Source organism: Acidiferrimicrobium sp. IK (assembly GCF_025499425.1).
In the GTDB taxonomy this organism is placed as follows: domain Bacteria; phylum Actinomycetota; class Acidimicrobiia; order Acidimicrobiales; family Palsa-688; genus Acidiferrimicrobium.
Map to the genome: position 1 here is coordinate 1 of NZ_JAIMCB010000008.1, position 21,583 is coordinate 21,583.

Sequence of the window (21,583 nt, forward strand, 5' to 3'; positions counted from 1 at the left end):
CGTCCCGAAGAGCGACCGGCAGACGCATCGACGTGTTGGTGGTCTCTACCTCTGAGCTGTCGAGCAAGCGGGTGATCTGCTCGATGGCCTTCTCATTCCTCATGAGCCAACTGTACCACAGCCTTGTGGTACAGGACGCACCATCTCATAAGACTCACCCGGACCATCCCGATATCTCAATTCCAAGGGTGCCCTCCAACGCCGGGTCGTGGCTACGCAGAACGACGGAATCAACGTGGTTGCGCGAGTCGGCGTTAGGCGTGGGCAGATGAATGCGCCCTGCCGCTCGCACGAGCGCAGAACGGCGGGCGTCGCCCGGCAGGGTCAATGTCGGAGGCGGCCAGCGATCCATTCAGCCATGGCTGCCTCGTCGACGTCTCCGGCGGCGGCGAAGATCTGTTGGACGGCGTCTTCGACGCTGGTGTGCAGGTCGTGGCTGTTGAGGGCGCAGAACATCGTCAGGCACGACCAGGCGAGCCGCTTGTTGCCCTCGGGCAGCGGGTGGTCGCGGACGATCCGTACGGCAAGGACTGCCGCTTTGTCGACGAAGGCGGGGTACAGCTCGTGGCCGGCGAAGGATGCCTGTGGGGCGTGGAGGGCGGAGTCGAGCAGCCCGACCCCGTTGCCCTTGGAGAGCACGGCGGCGGGGATGCCGGTGACGGCCTCGGCGATGACGAGCGCTTCGCCGAGGCTGAGGTATCTCACTGGGCCAGGCGGTCCAGGATCTCCCGGTCGCGCTCGGTGAGGGCCCGCAGGTGCGCCATGAACTCGGTGTCGGCCTTGACGCGCTCGATCTCCGCGCTGAGGGCGTCGACGACGACGGCGTTGACGCTCACGCCCCTGCCGCGCGCAACCGCTTCCACCTCGTCGGCCAGTTGCTCGGGCAGCCGCACGGTCGTCGCCTTGCGCGTCATGACGTCATGCTATCGCCGGTCTGCCTCAGCGCGGGACGATCCGCCGCGAGGTCGAGGCCCTCGGCCGCCCGCCGCCCGTCGTCGGCGATCGATCTCGCCACCTTTGTGGCCCGGAGCACCACGATCGACCCGCGCCGAATATCGCCCAGCCCCCACCGTTGTCGCCTCTCCCCTGCCGGCAAGTCAACGGCACTGCATTCTGGACCCTCGAGGAGGCTCGCCGTAGCGGGACCAACCTGGAGGATGCCCGTACGGTCTGCCGGGAGGTTGGCGTGGAGAGGTTCGTCGGATTCGATGACGCCCGCAGCTCGCTCGGCCGCCTCGTCGAGGAGGTCGCGGCGAGCGGCGACGTCGTTTCGCTGACCAAGCGGGGCAAGGCGCTGGCGGTGCTGGTCAGTCGCGAGGAGTACCTCGAGCTGAAGCTGGCCGCTACCGAGCGGGCCCGGGCGGAGCTGACCGAGGCGCTGGCCCAGGCTCGCTCCACGGTGAGCCAAGCTGGCCTCGACGTCGGCGTGATCGACGAGGCGATCGCCGCTGCTCGCCAGCTGTGATCGTCGTCGTCCTCGACACCAACACCCTCGTGTCGGGTCTCGGCTAGTCCGGGCCGCCAGCACAGATCCTCGACGCCGTGCTCGCCGGCCAGCTGGTCCTGGCCTCGAGCCCGGCGCTGCTCGCCGAACTCGGGCGCGTGCTCGCCTATCCCAAGCTGGCCCGGGTGTTCCCCGAGCCCGACCGGCTCATCTCACGGTCTTCGGGCCGTCGTCGACCTGGTGGAGCCGACCGTCAGGTTGGCCGTCGTCGCCGACGAGCCCGACAACCGGATGCTCGAAGCTGCGGTCGCCGTCCGAGCCGACGCCGTCGTGACCGGCGGACGGGGGCCTGCTCGCCCTCGGCCAACACGATGGGATCCCCGTGCTTTCAACGGCAGCTTCAGGACATGGTGGGCCCGGGCGCGCTGATCGCTCTTGCCGACGAAGCCGGCCACAACCGGAGGCAAGCCTCCGGCTTCGTGCGCGATCCGTGCGCGATCGGTGCGCGAACGACCGGTCAGTAGGGGGTTGCCAGCGGCCATCGACGGTCAGGAGAAAGCGCAGGCCAACGATGGTTTTCGAGCGTTCGTGCCTGTCCTCGGGATGGCCCCCGCAGCCCGACGGCACGCAAGAGGTTCGTGGGTCCGATTCCCATCGCCTCCACTCCCTTCGACCGCTGACCCGAGATTCGCCGTTTTGCCAAACTGTCACGGCGTTGCTCTGGCCGGGGGCGTTGGCAGTTTGCCAAACCGGCAAAGGGACGACCGCAGCCGACGCCGCTCTCGCCACCGCCTCGCGAAACCGCCTGCGGGACTCGCCGCGAGCAGGCGGACGTTGAGCACTCGACGGCCACCCCGCTGGTCGCGGGTGGCGTCGACAAGGTCGGCCCGCCCCACCGTGAAGTGGAGGAGGTCCACCAGCGGCACCATGAGGTCGAGCCATCCCAGCGCCGTCGGGGGCGGCACAGTCTGGTGCGACCCGGATCATCGCGCCTGACCGCAAGTGCCGAATTAGCCGAACTTCTGGCTATGCTTTGTGCATGACGACCGTGCCGCTGGGCGAGGCAAAAGACCGTCTCTCGGAGTACATCGCCGGTGTGGAACGCACGCACGACCGGGTGACGATCACCCGGCACGGGCGTCCCGCCGCCGTCCTCGTCTCCCCTGATGACCTCGCTGCGCTCGAAGAAACCGTCGACATTTTGACCACGTCCGGCGCTCGGGACGCCATCGCCGAGGGTCTCGCCGACCTAGCGGCCGGACGAGTGGCGGACAACGAGGCCCTGCGTGCTCGCTTCGCTCCTCGTTGAGCGACCCTTACGACGTTCGCATCTCCGCGCGCGCGGAGCGCGATCTGCTCCACCTCCCCAAGAAGATCGGTGCTGCCTGCCTGGACTTCATCTTCGGTCCACTGGCCGGTGAACCGCACCGGCTCGGCGGGATGCTGAGCGGCCAGCTGACCGGCCTGCTCTCCGCTCGACGCGGAAGCTACCGCATCATCTACAGCGTCGACGACGAGCTGTTGCGCATCGACGTCGTTCACATCGATCATCGAGGCGACGTCTACCGCTGAGCCATCCTCAGGTTCTCGGGGAGTCGAGACGCGCCGGGGAAGCACCACCCCCCTGTCCCCGAGCGAAGGAACAGGAGCGCCACGAGAGGGGCACGCGGTTCGCTAATCGCCGTTCACGTCTGATCGCCGAAGCCGGCGACGACGCGGCGCTCTCCGCGGAGCGCCTCGATGTAAGAGCGCAGGGTCCCATCTCGGTGGAAGCCAGCTGCCGGTGCTCGATCTTGCCGACCCGCGCCTGGGACACCCGCATCATCCCGGCCACGTCGGCCTGGGTCAGCGACTGCTCCTTGCGCAGCTGCGCCAGCCGACGCGCTCGGACGGCCTCGCTGAGCAGCGTGCGCTCGTTGGCGACCGCCTGCTCATCGAGCCGGCCGCCGGCCTCTTCCCTGACCTCTCTCCATGCCCTAGCCATCGCACCGATCGGCAGCGGATCTGGACCTCAACAGAGCAGATCGACCAGGTCCAGTCAGATCGACGATTGTCGAGGCAGCCCGACTGTCAGCGGCCACGGAAACCTCCCCGTAGGCGGTCACGCCAGCTCGACGACGCGCGGAGGTTCCCCCCCCGGGGACCGGCCCCGCCGGGCCGGTGCCCCCGGCGCCCGCAGGACAGGCGCCCCCGGTGCCACCGGTGCCACCCATGCGACCGGCGGCTCCGGGTGCCGAACGGTAGAGGCGAGCCCCCGCCTGCCGGGAGACTCCGAGTCGTTTGGCCGCTTGGGTCAGAGTCAGACCGTCTTCCTCGACCAGTGCCCTGATCACCTCGGAGCGCATGGCCGCGATCGACCGCTCGAAGTCGTGGAACGCCTCGACCGACGCCAGCCTCAGCGACCGCCCTGATCTGCTGGTGAGACGGTCGACGATCTCCACCATGGCGAGGCCTTCCGTCCGTGCGCGCCGCCCGGTCTCGAACGCCTCCACCGAGGCGGCGATGGCGTCACAGGCCAAACGGCCCGAGCGCGCCACCTGGTCCAGTGCGGCAAGGAACGAATCGTCCACGATGGCCTCCCCCCGAAGGATTGTGGGCGGCACTGTACGCGAAGCCCCCGACGGCCGGGCTGCAAGTGACCAAAGGCCCTTCTGCTGGGCTCACGGCTGGGAAGTGACCAACGTCTCTTCCAGCACCCCGGGGGTGCGCGTCGATCCTTAACCCGTGACGATCCTCCCTGCCTGCGGTTCGACCGCCGAGTTCCTTGCAGAGTCGATCCCCCACATCGTGTGGACCGCCGCGCCGGACGGCACGACGACCTACCTCAATCGGCAGGGTTGCGAGTACACGGGCTGCTCCCCTGAGGCCGCCTCGGACCGAGCCCGGTTCGACCTTATCCACCCCGACGACGTGGAGCGAAGCAAGCGGGCGTGGATCACGGCCCGGGCTACCGGCGTTGCGTTCGAGGTGGAGCACCGCATGCGCAGGCATGACGGGGCCTTCCGTTGGCATTTATGTCGCGGCGTGCCGATGAGAGACCAGTTCGGCCGGATAGAGATGTGGGTCGGCACGTCCACCGACATCGAGGAGCAGAAGCGACTGGAGGCCTCCCTGCGCCGCTCCGAGCGCGACGCCACCGCGTCCTTGAGCCTCTTGCGAAGCGTCGGGGACGCAGCCACTGCAGGGTTCAAGCTGGTCGACACCAACCTGCGCATCGTCCGCATCAACCAGATGCTCGCCGACATCTGCGGGGCGCCGGCCCACGAGCTTCTCGGGCGGAAGGCGTCAGAGGTCGTAGCACCCGACGTGTGGGCCCAGATCGAGGGCGCCTACCGCCGGGCCCTCGCCGGAGAAGCGGTCAGCAATCTCGACGTGACCGGCCATTCCTCCGACGGCTCGGGCGCCACCATTCATTGGTTGGCCAGCTACTACCCGGTCCGGATCGGCCGTGAGATCATCGGCGTCGGCAACGTGGTGGTCGACATCACAGAGCGGCGCAAGGAGGAGGGGTTCCGGGCCGCCGTCACCGACAGCATGGCGGAGGGGCTGTGCGCGCTCGACGCCGACGGTCGGGTCACCTACCTCAACCCAGCAGCGACGGAGATGCTCGGGTGGACCGAGGGAGAGCTTCGCGGGCGGCATCTGCACGAGCTCATCCACTTCCGGCGGGCTGACGGTTCGATCGTTCCTGCCCCCGACTGCTCGCTGGGTTGTGGACTCGCGGATGGCCAGCGCGTCAGCCGGGACTACGAGATGCTGGTCAGGAAGGACGGATCGGCCTTCCCGGTCGCGTATTCGTCGGTCCCGTTGCGCAACGGCTCGTCGATCGAGGGGATGGTGGTGCTGTTTCGCGACATCACCGAAGAGAAGCGCGAGCAAGAGGCCCTCCAGAGGGAGCTGGCTGCGGTCTCGTGGGTCGGGCGCATCCGCGACGCCATCGACGAGGACCGGTTGGTGCTTCACTCCCAGCCCATCGTGCCCCTAAAGGGTGGCCGCCCAGCCGAGGAGCTGCTCTTGCGGATGCGGGGGCGCGACGGGGAGCTGATCACGCCGGGCTCGTTCCTTCCTGTAGCGGAGCGCTTCGGGCTGATCGCCGAGATCGACCGCTGGGTCATCGCCGGGGCCACCCGGCTGGCCGCGGCGAGCCCTGATCGGGTCATCGAGATCAACCTGTCGGCCGCCTCCATCTGCACCACCGGGTTGTTTCCCTATATCGAAAAGCAGATCCGCACAGCCGGCGCCGACCCGTCGAGGTTGGTGTTCGAGATCACCGAGACGGCGCTCATGAGCGACATGGCCTTGGGCGAGGCCCTCACCCGGGCTCTGGCCGGAATCGGTTGCGGGATCGCGCTCGATGACTTCGGCACTGGGTTTGGCAGCTTCACCTACCTGAAGCGGCTGCCCATCACCTATCTGAAGATCGACATCGAGTTCGTCCGTGACCTGGCGACCAACCTGGCCAACCGTCACGTCGTCGCTGCCATCGTGAGCCTGGCCCAAGCTTTCGGGCTCCAGACCATCGCCGAGGGCATCGAGAACGACGAGACCCTTCGCTTGATCACCGCCGCCGGCGTCGACTTCGCGCAGGGCTTTCACCTCGGTCGGCCGGCGCCGGCGTAGGGGCCTTCAGCCGCCGGCCGGCCCGGTCGGCCTCGACGCAAAGAGCCCTTCGCCCCTGCCTGCGGGTACTCCCGTTGAGCGAGGCTTGCCCAAAAGGAGCGAGCGATGCTGAAACGGATCTTGGTCGGGGTGGACAAGTCGGAAGGGGCGCGCACGGCGCTGGCGTGGGCGGCGACGGTCGGGCAGTCGACCGGGGCGGAGGTGATCGTCGCGTCGACGGTCGCCGACGCCGAGGTGGCCAGCGCGGGTGATCCCGCGCTTGGCGGCCTCCGGCGGGTGGTCCTCGAGGGCGATCCCCGCTTCGCTCTCGCCCAGGCCGGGATCGACGAGGACGCCGACTTGATCGTGGCCGGCTCGAGCGGGATCAGCTGGTACCCGGCCATCCACACCGACCACGTCGCGCACCACTTGGTCTGCCACGCCGACCGGGCGGTGGCGATCGTCCCCCAAGGGTCGCCGCCGGTTCCGGTCTCGTGTGCCGTGCTGGCCATCGATGGATCGCCCGGCAGCCGCGCCGCGGTGGACTGGCTGGCCGCGGAGGAGGCGTCGATGACCTCCAAGGTGATCGTCCTCTACTCCCTGGCCGCGGCCCTACCTGACCGGGTGCAGCCCGCTCCCATGCTTCCTCTGGCCACCGAGGAGGACCTCCACGCCTGGGCCCAGCCGCTCGCCCAGCGCGGCATCGAGGTCTCGACGCTGTACACCTCAGACGAGCCGGTGAGCGCGATCTGCGCCGCAGCCGGACCGCTCGAGGGGAGCACGGTGGTGATCGGTGGCCGTCCAGTGGACGACCGCCATCCGCTCCGCCTCGGCCAGGTCGGCCTGCGGTTGCTGAGCAAGGCCACTCGACCGGTGATCGTCGTCCCGCCTGTCGCCTGACACCCTCCCGGCGGCAGGGCCCGGCCGCCTCGCTGGGCAGCTGCGGGGTCGTCTGCGTCTGCGAGCCGTAGCCTGAGCCCATGCGACGCGGTGAGTCACCGGGGATCATCGACGGCGACGCGTGGCGGCGCCGGCGCCTCGACGCCTTGCGGGAGGCGCTCACCGGTGACCTCGACGCCGAGCAGCGTGCCGCCATCGAACTGGAGCTGGTCGAGCTCGGCGCGCTAGAGGCCGGCGCCCGCCGCCGCCGGCGGCGGTGGCTGTTGTGGGGAGCCCGGCTACCCGGTCGCTGAGCCGCTCGGGCCGGCCCTCGCCGCTGCCCACCCGACACCCCGGGCCCGCCGACGTCCCGCCCGCCCGACATCCCGGGCCCGGCCGACGCCCTGCCCCCCGACGCCGCTGCCCACCAGGCCCCGGCCGCGCCCGGTTCGGATCAGTCGTTCTCGACGACGAAGTCCCACGTGACAACCGGCTGACCGCCGGCCGGCGCCCAGTGCAGCGTCCCCTCACCGGTCGGCAGCACCGCGGTGATCTGGAAGCTGACCGTGCTCCCCACGGGAGCCACCGCCGGCGGGGCGCTCTCACCGGCGACCAGCGAAGGATGCACCAGCCTGCCGAGCTGGTCGCTGAGACTGAAGTCCCCGATCCGGATCGGCACGGTCCCCGCTGTGCGAGCCAGGGTGACCGTGAAGGTGGCGGTAACTGCCGGGGGCGGAGGTGCCACGAAGGGAGGCACCGCCGGTCCCGCCGCGGTGGCCAGAGTCCGGCCGCCGGGCAGGTCGACGTCGACCCCGACACCCTGCACCGCCAGCTGCGGGTGGGCGGTGTCGGCGGTCACCACCCGATCCACCGGGACCGTGGTCCTCGGGAGGAACGAGGGAAGGCCGCCGTAAGCGGAATGGGTCGCGGTGCCGCAGCCGGCTGCCGCCGCGGCCAGGGCCACGGCGGCAGCGACTGAGGCAACGAGAGACGGCCGACCGGTCGCCCGACGGCGGGTCTCACCGCTGCCGGCGGAGGGTGCTGCGGGCATCAGGCCGAGGCCGCGCCCTTGGCGTTGAGCGAGCCGTCAGGCGAGCAGAAGGTCGGCGGACGCTGACGGTTGTGCTTGCTCGCGGCCTCCGCCATCGCCACGTCGGGATCGACGTGCGCCGACTTGGACGGGTTGTTGAACACGTCGGGGCCGAAGGGGGCGAGCCCACATTGGGCGGCGAATCCGAGGTGGCCCAGGCCGTCAAGACCCGGCGACTGGCCTTTGGCGTCCACCGAGAATAGGTCCTCCATGGTCCGCAGCCAGCTGTAGTGGTTGTATGCGACGGTGCTGGTCGTGCCCGGGGCGATGTAGGGGCTGATCAGGACGCTGCCGGTGTCACCCCCGCCGGGGGCCGGGTCGGTGGCGGTGTAGAGCGGGTCGGTGGCAGGGGTCTCGGCGCCCAGGGTCAGGCTGGTCACCGGGCCCGTCGGGTACACCGCCGTGCCGTTGGCGTCGACCAGCTGGAACGACCCGGCGTAGGCCCGGTTGCCAGTCGAGGCGGGCCCGGGGTCGAGGACCGGGCCGGTGTCGCTGACCGGGCCGACGTAGGCGCCGGCGGGGATGTTGGTGCCGGTGACGGCGCGCCCGGCGTCGGGGGCGGTGATGGCGGGGTCGACGATCAGGTTGGAGCCGGCCCCGGCGCTGACCGTATCGGTGCGGGCTCCGGGGACGCTGCCGCCGCCGCCCTTGATGTAGCCGGGGATGCTGCCGGCGGCCGGGCGATCGGTGAAGGCGTTGTCACCTGGCCCCGGGTAAAGCTGGACCCCGCTCGAGTTCTTGAGCAGCGGGGTGTTCGGGCCGGTCGGCTCGGAGTGCACCGTCTTGCCGTCGACGGTCTCGCCGGCGGCGTCGCTGCGGATGTAGGTGTGCTCGGTGGCCGGTTGCGACGAGTTGTTGTAGCTGGAGTTGGCGAAGGGCGGGTTGGCCTCGTCGAAGGTAACGTCGATCAGGCCGCCGTCTTTGAACGCCGGGGAGGCCTCGATCTCAGGAATGACGTGCTCGAGGAACAGATCCGAGGCGTACAGGCCGCCGGTGTAGTTGACCGGCGGCTTGGGGGTGTTGGGATCCGAGAACCCGCCGCTCAAGTTGTTGCCGGCGCACACCGCGTCGTGGGCGTCGGAGCAGTTGTTGGGGGTGATCCAGCTGAATGCCGGCGTGGTGCTCTCGCTCTGCAGGTCGTGGTACAGGCCGCTTGTCGAGCTGAACAGGCTGGCGATGTGAGCCGGGTTGCAGTCCGCCGGGTTGGTGAGCAGCGACTCGAACCACGGGAAGGGGAAGTGCTTGGGCACGTACTGGTCGGTGGCGTTGGCCGAGCCCGGGTTCGGCACCCCGGCCCCCGCCGGGTTGCCGGGGCCGCCGCAGGAGTTGACGTCGTGAGCCGGCCCGCTGGCGTCGGGGTTGCCCATGTCCTGGGCGTAGCCTTTCCAGCTGACGCCGGCGGAGTCGAACTGGTTGAAGAGGGTCTTCACGCTCGCGGGGTACACGCAGCCGGTGCCCTGGTTGGCGCCGCCCTCGGGAGCGACGGTGCTAGTGGCGTACGGCGCCCCGGCCTCAGCGAACTGGCCGGCGTCGGGACCGGTCTTGACCACGCTGCCGACGGCGTCGGCGTACTGCGGGCAGTCGTTCTGGTCGGCGGGCATGGTGGCCTGCCCACTCACCAGCGACGTGTAGTTGTCGAGGCTGAAGTGCCCGGTGCCGAAGTAGTCCTTGAGCAGGACCCCCTGCTGAGGAAGGGCCTTCCACAAGTAGGTGTTGTTGTTGAGGCCGGTGAAGGTGGCGTCGTAGGACTTGTTCTCCAGGATGATCAGCCAGACGTGCTTGATCGCCCCGGACTTGAGGCCTGTGCTGGAGATGTAGCTGGTGGGCGCCGCCGACGCGATCGACGACGCGGTGATCGGAGCCGCCGCGGCGGCTACGCCGACGAGGCCGGTGGCCGCCGCGACGCGCCACCACTTCCTGGTACGACCTGAGAGGACCATAAGAAGAGGTCTATTCGCCGAGGGTAAACCCCCGGGGCACGCACGGCGACGAGCGGAAGAACCCTCGGCGACAGTCGGGTGCGGCCCGCTCCGCCCGGCGCGCTGCGGGCCGCCCCGGCTGCCGGCAGCGAGTAAGAGCTACCTGCCGGCGACCGCGACCTCTGCGTCGGGCTCCGCCCACTGCCAGGTCTCGGCGTCAGCCCACAACCGCTCCAGCTCGTAGAAGTCGCGGGCCTCCCCGAGGAAGATGTGGACGACGAAGTCCCCGTAGTCCATGAGGACCCACCGGGCGTCGTCGAGGCCCTCGACGCGCCGCGGCGGCGGGCCGCCGGCCCGCTTTACCTGCTCCTCGACCTCCTCGGCGATGGTGCGGACCTGGCGGGTGTTGGCGCCGCTGGTGATCACGAACGCGTCGGTGATGGCGAGCAGGTTGCCCACTCCGAGGACCAGGGTGTCCTGGCCCTGCTTGGCGTCAGCGGCTCGGGCCGCGGCGACGCACCACTGACGGACCTGGTCGAGCGACGCCGTCGCCGTCACCGCGACTGACCTGCCCGGTTGATGCTGGTGATGCTCATGCGAGTCCTCCGTGGAGAGATAGGAGTGCGGCCGCCGACGGCGACCCGGTTTGCAGCCACTGCAAACCGAGCAGCACGAGGGTGACTGCCAGCAGCAGGGCGAGGACGAGGACGGCTGCCAGCTCCTCCCTGACCAGGCGGCGCTGCTCGCGCCGACGGGCCTGCCGGGAGGGGATCGGATCCCCGGCCGGGCCGGGGGTGGTCGTCGCCTTGTCGTCGGGCATCCGGCGTGGCAGCGCCACGCGGTTTCGGGTCGCCTGACGAACCGTCGTCATCTCCCTACAGCGTACAGACCGTGGGAGGTGATGAAGTGGACAGCCGACTCGGGGATCAGGTAGTCGAGGGGGCGGCCCTCGGCTGCCCGGCTGCGCAGGTCGGTGGAGGAGATCTCCAAGTTGGGCACCGAGACTTCGACCACCCGCCAGCCGTCGCCGTCGAGTCCCCGCGGGCGCCCGGCGCCGGGCCGGTTGACCAGCACCAGGGTGGCCAGCTCCTTGACGTGCTCGATGCGCTCCCAACTCGGCAGGTCGAACGCCACGTCCCACCCCACGACCAAGAACAGCTCGGCGTCGGGGTGCAGACCGTGGAGCTCCGCGAGGGTGTCGGCGCTGTAGGACTCCCCGCCCCGGTCGAGCTCCAGGCGCCCGGCCTCCAGGCCGGGCACGTCGCCGACGGCCGCCTGCACCAGCGCGAAGCGCTCCTCGGCCCCGGTCACGACCCTGGTGCCGGCCTTCTGCCAGGGGACGTTGGCGACCATCAAGATCACCCGGTCGAGGCCCAGCGCGGCCCTGGCGTTGACCGCGGCCACGAGGTGCCCGACGTGGATCGGGTCGAACGTGCCCCCGAAGACTCCTATGCGCTCACCCATATCCAACCCGACCCTAGCCAGCGGACCTGCAGGTCAGGCCACCTGGCGCATTGCCGCTAGGGGGTCGAGTCGGCCATCCTTTAAGGGTGGAGCACCCTCGCGACGACGCCGCGCCCCCCGCCCCCGCCGGGTGGACCCCCGGCGCGTGGCGGGCCAAGCCAGCAGCCCAGCAGCCCGACTGGCCCGACGCGTACGCGCTCGAGCAGACCCTCAAGTCCCTCTCCACCCTGCCCCCGCTGGTCTTCGCCGGCGAGGCCCGCCACCTCCACAGCGCGCTGGCCCAAGTGGCGCGAGGCGAGGCGTTCTTGCTGCAGGCCGGCGACTGCGCAGAGTCCTTCGCGGAGTTCACCGCGGACAACATCCGCGACAAGCTGAAGGTCATCTTGCAGATGGCGGTGGTGCTCACCTACGGAACCGGCGTGCCGGTCGTCAAGGTTGGCCGCATCGCCGGCCAGTTCGCCAAGCCCCGGTCGGCGCCGACCGAGACCGTCGCCGGCCAAGAGCTGCCGAGCTTCCGCGGCCACATCGTCAACGACGACGCCCCGACCCTGGCGGCGCGGACCCCCGATCCGGCGCGGCTGGTGTCGGCCTACCACCAGTCCGCGTCGACGCTGAACCTCCTCCGGGCGTTCACCAAGGGCGGTTTCGCCGACCTCTCCGAGGTCCACATGTGGAACCAGCAGTTCGTCGCGTCCTCCAGCGAGGGGCAGCGCTACAACGCCATCGCCGAGGAGATCGAGCGGGCCCTGCGGTTCATGCGGGCGTGCGGGATCAACCTGGCGCAGGAGCAGTCGCTGCACCAGGTGGACTTCTGGACCAGCCATGAGGCGCTGATCCTCGGTTACGAGGAGGCCATGACCAGGAACGACTCCCTCACCGGAGACTGGTACGACACCTCGGCGCATATGGTCTGGGTTGGCGAGCGGACCCGCCAGATCGGGGGGGCCCACCTGGAGTTCCTCGCCGGGATCGCCAACCCGGTCGGCGCCAAGCTCGGCCCGGCGGCGACCACCGAGGAGGTGCTCGAACTGTGCGCGGCCCTCGACCCGCACCGCACCCCCGGGCGCCTGACCCTGATCAGCCGCATGGGCGCGGGCCGGGTCTCGGAGAAGCTGCGCCCGCTGCTGCGAGCGGTGCTCACGTCGGGCCATCCGGTCGTGTGGCAGTGCGACCCCATGCACGGCAACACCTTCACCGGGGCCGGGGGCCGCAAGACCCGGCACTTCGACGACGTGCTGGCCGAGATCAGCGAGTTCTTCGCGGTGTGCCGGGAGGAGGGCGTGTGGCCCGGTGGTGTCCACGTGGAGCTGACCGGCGACAGCGTCACGGAGTGCCTGGGCGGCTCCGAGGACATCCTCGAGGACCAGCTCGAGCTGCGCTACACCACCACCTGCGACCCCAGGCTCAACGGCCGCCAGTCCCTCGACCTGGCGTTCCGGGTGGCCGAGCTGCTGCGCCAGTAGGCCCGACGCCGGCGGCCCTCACCTGACCGCCCGGACCCCTGGGACCACGGCCCGGGCCCCTGGGACCACGACCCGAGCCCGATACAAGGAAAATTTGATCAACTAGCTCAGGATTTGATTGACTGGCGGGCGTGCACGCTGCAGCGATCGATCCGGAACTGGCCGCGGACATCGAGAAGTTCGAGAGGCTCCTGCGAGATCACCTGGCCGGCCAGGTGGACGAGGACGCCTTCCGGGTGTTCCGTCTCAACAACGGCGTCTACGGGCAGCGCCAAGGCGGCCACAACCAGATGGTGCGGGTGAAGTTCCCCTACGGCAGCGTCACCGCCGAGCAGCTGGATCTCTTGGGCGACGTGTCCGAGCGCTACAGCCGGGGTTGGGGTCACCTGACGACCAGGCAGAACGTGCAGTTCCACTTCGTGCAGCTGGAGAAGGTGCCGTCGCTGCTGCGGGAGCTGGCCGAGGTCGGCCTGACCACCCGCGAGGCGTGCGGGGACACCGTCCGCAACGTGATGGGCTGCCACCTGGCCGGGGCGTGCCCCTACGAGGTACTCGACATCAGCCCGTGGGCCGAGGCCACTTTCCGGTATTTCCTCCACCACCCCTACGCGCAGCGGCTCCCCCGCAAGTTCAAGATCAACTTCTCCGGTTGCGTCACCGACTGCGGCCAGGCGATGTTCAACGATGTCGGCGTGGTCGCGGTGAGCCGCCCCACCGCCGAGGGCACCGTCGAGGCCGGGTTCCGGGTGTTCGTGGCCGGTGGCCTCGGCGCCAACCCGCACCCCGCCCAGGCCCTCGAAGAGTTCACGGCACGCGAGGACCTTTTGCCCACCATCGAAGCCGTCCTGCGGACCTTCGACCACTACGGCAACCGGGACAACAAGCTGCGGGCCCGCCTCAAGTGGGTCGTCGATCAGATCGGCATCGACGAGCTGCGCCGGCGGGTCCTCAAGGAGCGCAAGCTGCTGCTGGCGTCCTCGTCGTATCCCGGCGGCATCCCGGCGATCGTCGAGGAGCTGGGCGACGAGCCCGCCGGGGTGTCCCCGACCACCGAGGCCACCCCCGTCGGGGTGCCGGTGACCTTCAAGGCGCCGGCCAAGGGCAGCGGCGACCCGTTCACCCGCTGGGAGTCCGCCAACGTGGTGGTCGGCGTCGCCAAGGGCACGGTGTCGGCGCTGGCGTACGCCAAGCTCGGCGACATCACCGCCCAGCAGTTCCGGGAGCTGGCGTCCATCATCCGGGACTTCGGCGTGGACATGCGGGTCACCAACCGCCAGAACCTAGCGTTGCGGGGCCTTTCGGCCGAGCAGCTGCCGGACCTCTACGCCCGCCTGGACGCCATCGGCATGGCCGAGCCGGGCGCCGAGCTGGCCCGCGACGTCGTGTCGTGCCCGGGCGCGGACACCTGCAACCTGGCCGTGACCCAAAGCCGGGGGCTGGCCGACGACATCGGCCGGGCCCTCGAAGCGGCCGGCCTGGCCGACGTCGGCGGGGTCCGCATCAACATCTCCGGTTGCACCAACAGCTGCGGCCAGCACCACATCGCCGACATCGGGTTCCACGGCGCGGAGCGGCGGGCCCACGGCCGGCCCGCCCCCGGCTACCAGATGCTCCTCGGCGGCCACGTCGGTGACACCCAGATCGAGTTCGGGCAGCGGGCGCTGCGCCTGCCGGCGAAAGCCGCGGCGGAAGCCACGGTCCGCCTGGTCGGCCGCTACGCCGACGAGCGCCAGCCCGGCGAGCTGTTCGCCGGGTGGCTGGAGCGTTCCGGCGGCCCGAAGGTGCTCGGAACCGAGCTGAAGGACCTCGACTTCTGGCCGGACCCCGAAGAGCGCCCCGACTACTACATCGACTTCGACGAGACCGGCCCCTACGTGGCCGAGGTCGGCGAAGGCGAATGCGCGGCGGGCTGAGAAGTGCCTGAGATCGGGACGCGACCGGCTACGACGGTGAAAAGGTGACTCTGTGACAACGCTGCTCGACACCAGCCGCCACCTGGTGGCCCCGGACTGGTCGCCCTCCGACCTGTCCGCTCTCAACGCCAGGTTCGAGAAGGCTCCCGCCGCGGCTGTCATCGAGTGGGCGGTCGAGCAGTTCCACCCCCACTTCTGCCTGACCGCGTCGATGACCGACGCGGTGCTCATCGACCTGGCGGTGTCGGTCGAACCGTCGATCGAGGTGGTGTTCATCGACACCGGCTACCACTTCCCCGAAACCCTGGAGACCGTCGAGTCGGTCCGGCGCCACTACGGCCTGAACCTGCGGGTGCTCACCGTCGCCCCCCAGCCCGTAGAGCTGTGGCGGGCGGATCCCGAGCGGTGCTGCTCGGCGGCCAAGGTCGAGCAGCTGGACCGGGCGCTCGTCGGCAAGCTCGGCTGGATGAGCGGCCTGCGCCGGGCGGAGGCCACCACTCGGGCCAACGCCCCGATCGTGGCCCGGGACCTGCGGGGCCTGGTGAAGGTCAACCCCATCGCCACCTGGACCGACGACGACGTGGCCAGCTACATCGCCGACCACGACGTACCGGTCAACCCGCTGCTGGAGCAGGGGTACCCGTCCATCGGGTGCCAGCCCTGCACTGCGCCCGTCGCCGACGGCGCCGACCCCCGCTCTGGGCGTTGGGCGGGGCGGGACAAGACGGAGTGCGGCCTGCACCAGTAGCCGGGCGCTACGGCGACGGCCCCCGGGTGCGGGGCCGCTGGTACATTCCTGCCCGTAGGTCCCGGGCCTGGGCCTCCGCCGAGGGCAGGCGCTGCCGGTCGCCTGTCGAATACCTGAACGTCGTGCCCTCGCTCCGCCTCACCGCCGCCGTCGCCGTCACCGCCCTCGTCGGGTGGTTGGCTGCCGCCGCGCCGGCGGACGCCGCCGGGATCCTGCCCGGGCCGACCACGACGGTCGGCGCGCCGACCACGGTGACGACCGCGCCGCCGGCCACGGCGGCGCCGTCCACGACCGTCGCGCCGCCGGCCACCGCCGCCCCCACCACCGCCGCCAAGCACGCAGGGTCGGCGCCGGCCACCGGGGTGCCGGCCGTGCCGACGGGCGGACCGCCGACCTCGGCGCCGGCTCCCGGAGCGCCGCCGGCGCCGCAGATCGATCTGGGCCCGTCGGTCGCCGCGGTCAACACCGACCTGGCGCAGCTGGCCGCGATCTCGTCCTACGGTCGGGTCCAGGCCGCGGTCGGCGCCGCGGAGGCGCAGCTCACCGCGGCCAAGGCCGGGGTCGCCGCCGCGCTGGCGAACGCGGCCGCGGTCGGCGTCGAGCATCAGATCGCCGCCGGCCGGCTGGCCGGCGCCAGGAACCACATGGCCGGCCTGGCGCTGGCTGCCTACACCGGCGAGGCGTACGCCAACCCCGGCGCGGCGCAGGCCCTCTCCCCGACCGGCACGGTCAGCACGGCGGGGGGGATCACCCCAGACGTAGCCGCCGAGCAAGACGTCCTGCTCGGGATCGTCGTCGACCAGACCGAGAAGGTGTTCACCTCGGCGCGGGCGGTGCTGCGCGACGCCGACGCGGCCAGCGCCAAGGCCCGCGCCGATGTCGCGGCGGCCAACGCGGCGCAGGCCGGCGCGATCCAGGGGGTGGCCAACGCCAAAGCCGCGCTGGTCGCCGCGACCCGGGCGGCCACGGTGGCCGGGGCCGCGGCCCAGCAAGCCGCCGCGGGCGCTCCCGGCGCGTCGGCGGGAGGTGCGCAGCTGACCAGCGCCACCAGCCCAACGATGTCGGAGGCGCAGGCCGCGGCCGACGCCCCGACGATCCTCGGCCCGAGCGCGGCCACCGGCCCCGAGCTGGCCGCGTGGTTCGACTCGACCGGGCACCAGGCCAACACGACCGTGCCGATCGCCCAGCTGGCCGCCGACTACGTGTCGGCGGGGACCGCGACCGGGGTACGCGCCGACCTGGCGTTCGCGCAGTCGATCGTCGAGACCGGGTTCTTCAGCTTCCCCGCCGGCGGCCAGCTGACCGCCGCGGACAACAACTTCGCCGGGATCGGAGCGTGCGACTCCTGCGCCCACGGCTGGAGCTTCCCCGACGCCCTCACCGGGGTCACCGCGCAAGAGCAGCTGCTCGAGGCGTACGCGTCGCCGACCAAGGTCGCGACGCCGCTGGTCGGACCGGTCGGGGTCGGCGGGTGCTGCGCCACCTGGGTGCTGCTGGCCGGCAAGTGGGCGTCCTCCAAGCGCTACGGCGTGGAGATCCTCGCTATCTACAAGCAGATCCTCGACTGGGTGATCCCCCAGCGGCTCTTGGCCGCCGGGCTGGTCCCGCCCGGGTCGGTGGTCCCCGCACCGCCGGGTACCGAGGCGTCGGGGCCCGCCGGTCCGCCCGCCACCACCCAGCCCGCCCCGACCACCCAGGTCGCGCCGGCGACCAGCCCGGCGCCGCCCGCCGCCGCCCCGGCGACGACGGTGCCGTTGGCGCCGGTCGCCGGCGGCTAGCCCGGGCCCGGCGTCGCGGCGGGCCTACCCGAGCTGCTCTACGAAGCGCTCCAGCTGCTTGAGGTTGCGGCACTCGTAGGCACCGTCGCAGTGCGCGGCGTACTGCCCGACGATCGAGTCGCCGGTGTCCCAGTAGCTCTTCGGCTCCGGGTTGAGCCAGTAGACGTGACGGGCCTTCTTGGCCATCTCGGCCACCACCCACGACTGGGAGGCGTGGTAGTTGTTGCGGGCGTCGCCCAGCAGCAACACGGTGGTCTTGCCGCTGATCTCCTTGCCCCACCGCTCCCAGTAGGTCTCCAGCGCGTGCCCGTAGTCGGAGTGGCCGTCCACCCAGATCACGTCCGCCTCGGTGTTGATCCGGTGGATGGCGTGGGCGATGTCCTCGGTGCTCTTGAAGTAGTCGGTGACCTCGTCGATCCCGTCGATGAACACGAACGAACGGACCCGGCTGAACTGGGAGCTGATGGCGTAGACCATCTGGAGGGTGAAGCGGGCGAACGCCGCGACCGACCCCGAGATGTCGGCGATGACCATGATCTCGGGCTTGGACGGGCGCGGGTAGCGGAACTGCGGGTCGGCCGGCACGCCGCCGGTGGACAGCGAGTGGCGCACGGTGGAACGGAAGTCGAGCGGGCCCTTCCGCCCGTGGCGGCGCTTGCGGGCCAGGCGCACCGCCAGCTTCCTTGTGAGCGGGGCGATGGCCTTGCGCAGCGACACCAGCTCGTCGCGGCTGGCGTGCATGAAGTCGATGTCCTCGGGCAGCGGCTTGCGCACCGCCCTGGCGACGGCCTCCGCGCCTCGATCGGCGACCAGGCGGCGGCGGATCTCCGATTCGACCTCCCGGCGGAGGGCGTCGAGGCGGGCCTGGTACTCCTCGCGGGCCAGGCGCTCCTCGAGTTCGGTCAGCTGCTGGTCGGGCACCTTGGACTCGGCCTCGCCCATCATCCGCTCTAGGAGGCCTTCCAGGTCGAGCTGGCGCAGCGTCCGGTACAGGTAGTAGGTGCCGCCGACCGGCCGGCCGGGCTCCATGCCGGCGTAGCGGGTGACCGCGGCGCGCGCCAGGGCCCGCAGCAGCGCGTCGTTGCCGTCCATCAGCGCCCGGTAGAGCATCTCGGCGAGCTCCTCGGCGCTCAGCCCCTCACCGGAGCCGCCTTCCCCCTCCCGGGTGCCGGTGAGCTCGTCGAGCATGGACTCGATGCCGCCGTCGTCGGTCTCGTCTTCCTTCAGCCGGTAGTGGCTGCCCCGGAACGAGAAGTACACCTCGAAGACCGTCTCGAAGGCCTTCCAGTGGGCGTTGTTCTTGACCATCGTCGCGGCGAGGGCGTACTTGAACGCGGAGCGGTCCTCGATCGGAACGTGGCGGAGGGCTTCCATCGCGTCGAGGTTCTCCGTCAGGCTGACGGGTATACCGGCCCGGCGCAGCTCGGTCACGAACCCGGCGAGGGTCTCGAGCATCCCCCCGTCGAAACCGGAGGGGAGGGCGGTCACGTCATCAGCCATCGGGGCGCCTCAGCGGGTGGGGCCGTTGGCGCTGCTCAGGTCCTTGGCCGCCTTCTCGATGTCGGACTGGTACTTGAGCAGGACGTGCAAGGTTTCCTTGGCGGACTCCGCGTCGACGTGGTCGATACCGAGCAGGAGGAGGGTCCGGGCCCAGTCGAGCGTCTCGGACACCGACGGCGCTTTTTTCAGCTCCAGGCTGCGGATCGAGCGGACGATGCGCACGATCTGCTCGGCCAGAGACTCGGTGATCCCGGCCACCTTGGTCAGCACGATCTCTTTCTCGCGCTCGATGTCGGGGTAGTCGATGTGGAGGAACAAGCACCGCCGCTTGAGCGCCTCCGACAGCTCCCTGGTGTTGTTGGAGGTGAGGAACACCAGCGGGATCTGCTTGGCCGCCACCGTCCCGAGCTCCGGGATCGACACCTGGTAGTCGGAGAGGATCTCGAGGAGTAGGGCCTCGGTCTCGACCTCGACCCGGTCGACCTCGTCGATGAGCAGCACGACGGGTTCCTCGGCGCGGATCGCCTCGAGCAGGGGCCGGGTGAGCAAGAAGTCCTCGGAGAAGATGTCCTCTTCGATGTCGCTCCACTCGCCGGCGGACTCCCCTACCCGCTGGGCCTGGATCCGCAGGAGCTGCTTTTTGTAGTTCCACTCGTAGAGGGCCTTGGACTCGTCGAGGCCCTCGTAGCACTGCAGGCGGATGAGGCGGGCGCCGGTCAGCTCGGCGACCGACTTGGCCAGCTGGGTCTTGCCTGTCCCGGCCGGCCCTTCGACCAGGATCGGCTTGCCCAGACGGTCGGCGAGGAAGACCACACCGGCGATGCTGTCGTCGGAGAGGTAGTCGACCGTCCGCAGGCCGTCGCGTACGACATTCGGCGAGTCGAAACGGCTGACGGTGACATCGGTCACTAGTGATCCCTCCGGAGGACGACGGAAACCGTCAGACTACCCGGGGTCCCGTGATCGGCCGGGGGACGGCCGGAGAGGAGTTCGCCGCGGCGTTCCCCCCGAGACGCCCCGGGCGCCTAGCCTCGGGGGAATGGTGTTCACGATGGTCCGGCGGCCAGCGGCGCCTAGGCGGGACGAGGCGGATCTCCTCCTGCAGGAGCTGACCGCCGTCTTGGAGCAGCTGGAGCCGGCGGCGGACAGCGATCGGCGGGCGGGGGGTGGGGCGCAGACCCGCCTCCGGGCCCGCAAAATATTGATGGCGGTCCAGACGTACCTGCGGGGGGTGCAGCCGGCGCACGTCGCGCTCGGCTCGGTGGCAGAGGAGGCCCTCGCGCTGTTCGAGGACAGCGACGACGGGACCCCGCCGCTCGAGGTGGTAGCGGTGGCGGCCCCGCTGGCCCGGCTGCGGGAGCTGAGCGACGCGCCGGCGGCGGCCGACGACACCAGCGCGGACGGCGCGCTGATCGACCGGTACAACCGCGACGACCTGACCCGCCTGGAGGGCCGGCGCCGCCGGCCGTGGAGGCACTGACCCGCAGGCCGGGCGGCTTAGGGCCGGGTCTGCCCTTGGCCGGTCACCAGGTACTTGGTGGTGGTCAGTTCCCGCAGGCCCATCGGGCCCCGGGCGTGGAGCTTCTGGGTGCTGATGCCGATCTCCGCGCCGAACCCGAACTCCTCGCCGTCGGTGAACCGGGTGGATGCGTTGACCACCACCGCGGCCGCGTCGACCTCCTGCTGGAAGCGCTGGGCGGCCCTCAAGTCGGCGGTGACGATGGCCTCGGTGTGCCCGCTGCCATGGGCGCTGATGTGGGTGATCGCCGCGTCGAGGTCGTCGACGACGGCGACGCTTAGCACCAGGTCCAGGAACTCGGCGGAGAAATCGGCGTCGGTGGCCGGGGCCATGCGGTCCGGGCCGACGATGCGCCGGGCTGCGTCGTCGCCGCGCAGCTCGACGCCGTCAAGGGCGGCGGCCGCCTGCGGCAGGAACAGCGGGGCGACATCGGCGTGCACGAGCAGCGACTCGGTGGCGTTGCACACGCTCGGGCGCTGGGTCTTGCCGTTCACCAGGATCGCCAGCGCCATCGCCAGGTCGGCGGACGCGTCTACATAGACGTGGCAGTTGCCTTCCCCGTCGATGATCGTGGGCACCGTCGCGTTGTCGATCACCGCCTCGATGAGGGTGCGCCCGCCTCGGGGGACCAGGCAGTCGATGACGCCCCGCATGCGCATGAACGCGGTCGCTGACTCCCGGCTGGTGTCTTCCACCAGCACCAGCGCGTCCTCCGGGACACCGGCTTTGGCGTACCCGGCGCGGAGGGCGGCGGCGACGGCCTGGTTGGAGGTGATGGCCGCGGAGCTGCCCCGCAAGAAAGCGACGTTGCCGGACTTGAGGCACAGCGCGGCCGCGTCGCTGGTGACGTTGGGCCGGTTCTCGTAGATGATCCCGACCACGCCGAGGGGCACCCGGACCTTGCGGATCTCCAGTCCGTTGGGGCGCCGCCACCCTTCGACGGTCTCGCCGACGGGATCGGGGAGGGCCGCCACCTGCCGCAACCCGCTGGCCATGGACTCCACCCGGGATTCGCTGAGACGCAGCCGGTCGAGCACCGCCGGCGTGGCGTCGGCCCGCTCGGCTCGCTCCAGATCGGCCCGGTTGGCGGCCAGCACCTCCGAGGTGTGAGCTTCGAGCACGTCGGCCGCGGCGCGCAGCGCGGCGTCCTTCGCGGCGGTGGACAGCTGGGCGACCACCCGGCTGGCGGTACGGGCCCGCGCCCCGAGCGCTTCGAGGGAGTGCACGATTGCGATCGTACCGCCGCGGTCGCCCCCGGGCCGCAGGG

At 70.7% G+C, this 21,583-nt stretch carries 22 protein-coding genes; 11 read left to right on the forward strand and 11 right to left on the reverse strand.

All coding sequences use genetic code 11. The features are described 5' to 3' along the window. Positions 1-324: 324 nt before the first annotated feature. A complete protein-coding gene (locus K6U06_RS13890; RefSeq protein ID WP_262322549.1) occupies positions 325-705 on the reverse strand; it encodes a type II toxin-antitoxin system death-on-curing family toxin in 381 nt (126 codons plus the stop codon). After that, entirely contained in the window at positions 702-914 is a 213-nt protein-coding gene (locus tag K6U06_RS13895) for a ribbon-helix-helix domain-containing protein (RefSeq protein WP_262322550.1), read from the reverse strand. The genes K6U06_RS13890 and K6U06_RS13895 overlap by 4 nt, the downstream gene beginning before the upstream one ends. 272 nt (positions 915-1,186) lie before the next feature. Here K6U06_RS13895 and K6U06_RS13900 point away from each other — a divergent pair, with 272 nt between their 5' ends. The 3 genes from K6U06_RS13900 to K6U06_RS13910 all read left to right on the forward strand — a co-directional run bounded on the left by K6U06_RS13900 (position 1,187) and on the right by K6U06_RS13910 (position 3,016). After that, complete coding sequence (locus K6U06_RS13900; RefSeq protein ID WP_262322551.1) at positions 1,187-1,465, forward strand: type II toxin-antitoxin system Phd/YefM family antitoxin; 279 nt, start codon at positions 1,187-1,189, stop codon at positions 1,463-1,465. Positions 1,466-2,483: 1,018 nt separating this feature from the next. Then, the gene (locus K6U06_RS13905) at positions 2,484-2,753 is read left to right on the forward strand and encodes a type II toxin-antitoxin system Phd/YefM family antitoxin (RefSeq protein WP_262322552.1); all 270 of its coding nucleotides are present in this window, start codon (positions 2,484-2,486) and stop codon (positions 2,751-2,753) included. Next, positions 2,750-3,016 (forward strand): type II toxin-antitoxin system RelE family toxin, encoded by a 267-nt coding sequence (locus K6U06_RS13910; protein ID WP_262322553.1) that lies wholly within the window; start codon positions 2,750-2,752, stop codon positions 3,014-3,016. The genes K6U06_RS13905 and K6U06_RS13910 overlap by 4 nt, the downstream gene beginning before the upstream one ends. A 7-nt stretch (positions 3,017-3,023) precedes the next feature. On the opposite strand, the gene K6U06_RS13915 is transcribed toward K6U06_RS13910, so the two are convergent. After that, complete coding sequence (locus tag K6U06_RS13915) at positions 3,024-3,428, reverse strand: helix-turn-helix domain-containing protein (protein ID WP_262322554.1); 405 nt, start codon at positions 3,426-3,428, stop codon at positions 3,024-3,026. Between the two features lie 740 nt (positions 3,429-4,168). Here K6U06_RS13915 and K6U06_RS13920 point away from each other — a divergent pair. The 3 genes from K6U06_RS13920 (at position 4,169) to K6U06_RS13930 (ending at position 7,236) form a co-directional block, all read left to right on the forward strand. Next, positions 4,169-6,064 carry an EAL domain-containing protein gene (locus K6U06_RS13920; RefSeq protein ID WP_262322555.1) on the forward strand — a complete coding sequence of 632 codons (1,896 nt, stop codon included), beginning with the start codon at positions 4,169-4,171 and terminating at the stop codon, positions 6,062-6,064. Between the two features lie 105 nt (positions 6,065-6,169). Next, on the forward strand, positions 6,170-6,943 hold the full coding sequence (locus K6U06_RS13925; protein WP_262322556.1) for a universal stress protein: 774 nt from the start codon (positions 6,170-6,172) through the stop codon (positions 6,941-6,943). An 80-nt stretch (positions 6,944-7,023) separates the two neighbouring features. Next, positions 7,024-7,236, forward strand: a complete 213-nt coding sequence (locus K6U06_RS13930) for a hypothetical protein (RefSeq protein ID WP_262322557.1) — start codon at positions 7,024-7,026, stop codon at positions 7,234-7,236. A 140-nt stretch (positions 7,237-7,376) separates the two neighbouring features. Here the strand turns inward: K6U06_RS13930 and K6U06_RS13935 are convergent, their stop codons facing one another. The 5 genes from K6U06_RS13935 to nadD all read right to left on the reverse strand — a co-directional run bounded on the left by K6U06_RS13935 (position 7,377) and on the right by nadD (position 11,395). Continuing rightward, the gene (locus tag K6U06_RS13935) at positions 7,377-7,973 is read right to left on the reverse strand and encodes a hypothetical protein (protein ID WP_262322558.1); all 597 of its coding nucleotides are present in this window, start codon (positions 7,971-7,973) and stop codon (positions 7,377-7,379) included. Continuing rightward, entirely contained in the window at positions 7,973-9,952 is a 1,980-nt protein-coding gene (locus K6U06_RS13940) for an alkaline phosphatase family protein (RefSeq protein ID WP_262322559.1), read from the reverse strand. The genes K6U06_RS13935 and K6U06_RS13940 overlap by 1 nt, the downstream gene beginning before the upstream one ends. A gap of 138 nt (positions 9,953-10,090) precedes the next feature. Beyond that, entirely contained in the window at positions 10,091-10,489 is a 399-nt protein-coding gene (rsfS, locus tag K6U06_RS13945) for a ribosome silencing factor (RefSeq protein WP_262322560.1), read from the reverse strand. 34 nt (positions 10,490-10,523) lie between these two features. Then, positions 10,524-10,802, reverse strand: coding sequence for a hypothetical protein (locus tag K6U06_RS13950; RefSeq protein ID WP_262322561.1), 279 nt, complete (start codon positions 10,800-10,802; stop codon positions 10,524-10,526). Continuing rightward, positions 10,799-11,395: a nicotinate-nucleotide adenylyltransferase gene (gene nadD / locus K6U06_RS13955; RefSeq protein ID WP_262322562.1), complete on the reverse strand. Its 597-nt coding sequence runs from the start codon at positions 11,393-11,395 to the stop codon at positions 10,799-10,801. The genes K6U06_RS13950 and nadD overlap by 4 nt, the downstream gene beginning before the upstream one ends. Before the next feature lie 86 nt (positions 11,396-11,481). Here nadD and K6U06_RS13960 point away from each other — a divergent pair, with 86 nt between their 5' ends. The 4 genes from K6U06_RS13960 to K6U06_RS13975 all read left to right on the forward strand — a co-directional run bounded on the left by K6U06_RS13960 (position 11,482) and on the right by K6U06_RS13975 (position 17,297). Continuing rightward, positions 11,482-12,858 carry a class II 3-deoxy-7-phosphoheptulonate synthase gene (locus tag K6U06_RS13960; RefSeq protein WP_262322563.1) on the forward strand — a complete coding sequence of 459 codons (1,377 nt, stop codon included), beginning with the start codon at positions 11,482-11,484 and terminating at the stop codon, positions 12,856-12,858. A 131-nt stretch (positions 12,859-12,989) separates the two neighbouring features. Continuing rightward, positions 12,990-14,771 (forward strand): nitrite/sulfite reductase, encoded by a 1,782-nt coding sequence (locus tag K6U06_RS13965; RefSeq protein ID WP_262322564.1) that lies wholly within the window; start codon positions 12,990-12,992, stop codon positions 14,769-14,771. A 52-nt stretch (positions 14,772-14,823) separates the two neighbouring features. Continuing rightward, positions 14,824-15,519, forward strand: a complete 696-nt coding sequence (locus K6U06_RS13970) for a phosphoadenylyl-sulfate reductase (protein WP_262322565.1) — start codon at positions 14,824-14,826, stop codon at positions 15,517-15,519. A 122-nt stretch (positions 15,520-15,641) separates the two neighbouring features. Continuing rightward, positions 15,642-17,297: a glucosaminidase domain-containing protein gene (locus K6U06_RS13975; RefSeq protein WP_262322566.1), complete on the forward strand. Its 1,656-nt coding sequence runs from the start codon at positions 15,642-15,644 to the stop codon at positions 17,295-17,297. Between the two features lie 24 nt (positions 17,298-17,321). On the opposite strand, the gene K6U06_RS13980 is transcribed toward K6U06_RS13975, so the two are convergent. Next, entirely contained in the window at positions 17,322-18,797 is a 1,476-nt protein-coding gene (locus K6U06_RS13980) for a vWA domain-containing protein (protein ID WP_262322567.1), read from the reverse strand. Between the two features lie 9 nt (positions 18,798-18,806). Beyond that, positions 18,807-19,706: an AAA family ATPase gene (locus K6U06_RS13985; protein WP_262322568.1), complete on the reverse strand. Its 900-nt coding sequence runs from the start codon at positions 19,704-19,706 to the stop codon at positions 18,807-18,809. 130 nt (positions 19,707-19,836) lie between these two features. On the opposite strand from K6U06_RS13985, the gene K6U06_RS13990 reads away from it, so the two are divergent. After that, positions 19,837-20,277, forward strand: a complete 441-nt coding sequence (locus K6U06_RS13990; protein WP_262322569.1) for a hypothetical protein — start codon at positions 19,837-19,839, stop codon at positions 20,275-20,277. Between the two features lie 17 nt (positions 20,278-20,294). On the opposite strand, the gene K6U06_RS13995 is transcribed toward K6U06_RS13990, so the two are convergent. Further along, on the reverse strand, positions 20,295-21,542 hold the full coding sequence (locus K6U06_RS13995) for a glutamate-5-semialdehyde dehydrogenase (RefSeq protein WP_262322570.1): 1,248 nt from the start codon (positions 21,540-21,542) through the stop codon (positions 20,295-20,297). Positions 21,543-21,583: the final 41 nt, after the last annotated feature.

Coding starts and splice junctions, on each gene's coding strand:
- K6U06_RS13930 (WP_262322557.1), top strand. CDS start 7,024: ATGCGACGCGGTGAGTCACCGGGGATCATCGACGGCGACGCGTGGCGG.
- K6U06_RS13980 (WP_262322567.1), bottom strand. CDS start 18,797: ATGGCTGATGACGTGACCGCCCTCCCCTCCGGTTTCGACGGGGGGATG.
- K6U06_RS13895 (WP_262322550.1), bottom strand. CDS start 914: ATGACGCGCAAGGCGACGACCGTGCGGCTGCCCGAGCAACTGGCCGAC.
- K6U06_RS13950 (WP_262322561.1), bottom strand. CDS start 10,802: ATGACGACGGTTCGTCAGGCGACCCGAAACCGCGTGGCGCTGCCACGC.
- K6U06_RS13905 (WP_262322552.1), top strand. CDS start 2,484: ATGACGACCGTGCCGCTGGGCGAGGCAAAAGACCGTCTCTCGGAGTAC.
- K6U06_RS13940 (WP_262322559.1), bottom strand. CDS start 9,952: ATGGTCCTCTCAGGTCGTACCAGGAAGTGGTGGCGCGTCGCGGCGGCC.
- nadD (WP_262322562.1), bottom strand. CDS start 11,395: ATGGGTGAGCGCATAGGAGTCTTCGGGGGCACGTTCGACCCGATCCAC.
- K6U06_RS13990 (WP_262322569.1), top strand. CDS start 19,837: ATGGTGTTCACGATGGTCCGGCGGCCAGCGGCGCCTAGGCGGGACGAG.
- K6U06_RS13925 (WP_262322556.1), top strand. CDS start 6,170: ATGCTGAAACGGATCTTGGTCGGGGTGGACAAGTCGGAAGGGGCGCGC.
- K6U06_RS13935 (WP_262322558.1), bottom strand. CDS start 7,973: ATGCCCGCAGCACCCTCCGCCGGCAGCGGTGAGACCCGCCGTCGGGCG.
- K6U06_RS13915 (WP_262322554.1), bottom strand. CDS start 3,428: ATGGCTAGGGCATGGAGAGAGGTCAGGGAAGAGGCCGGCGGCCGGCTC.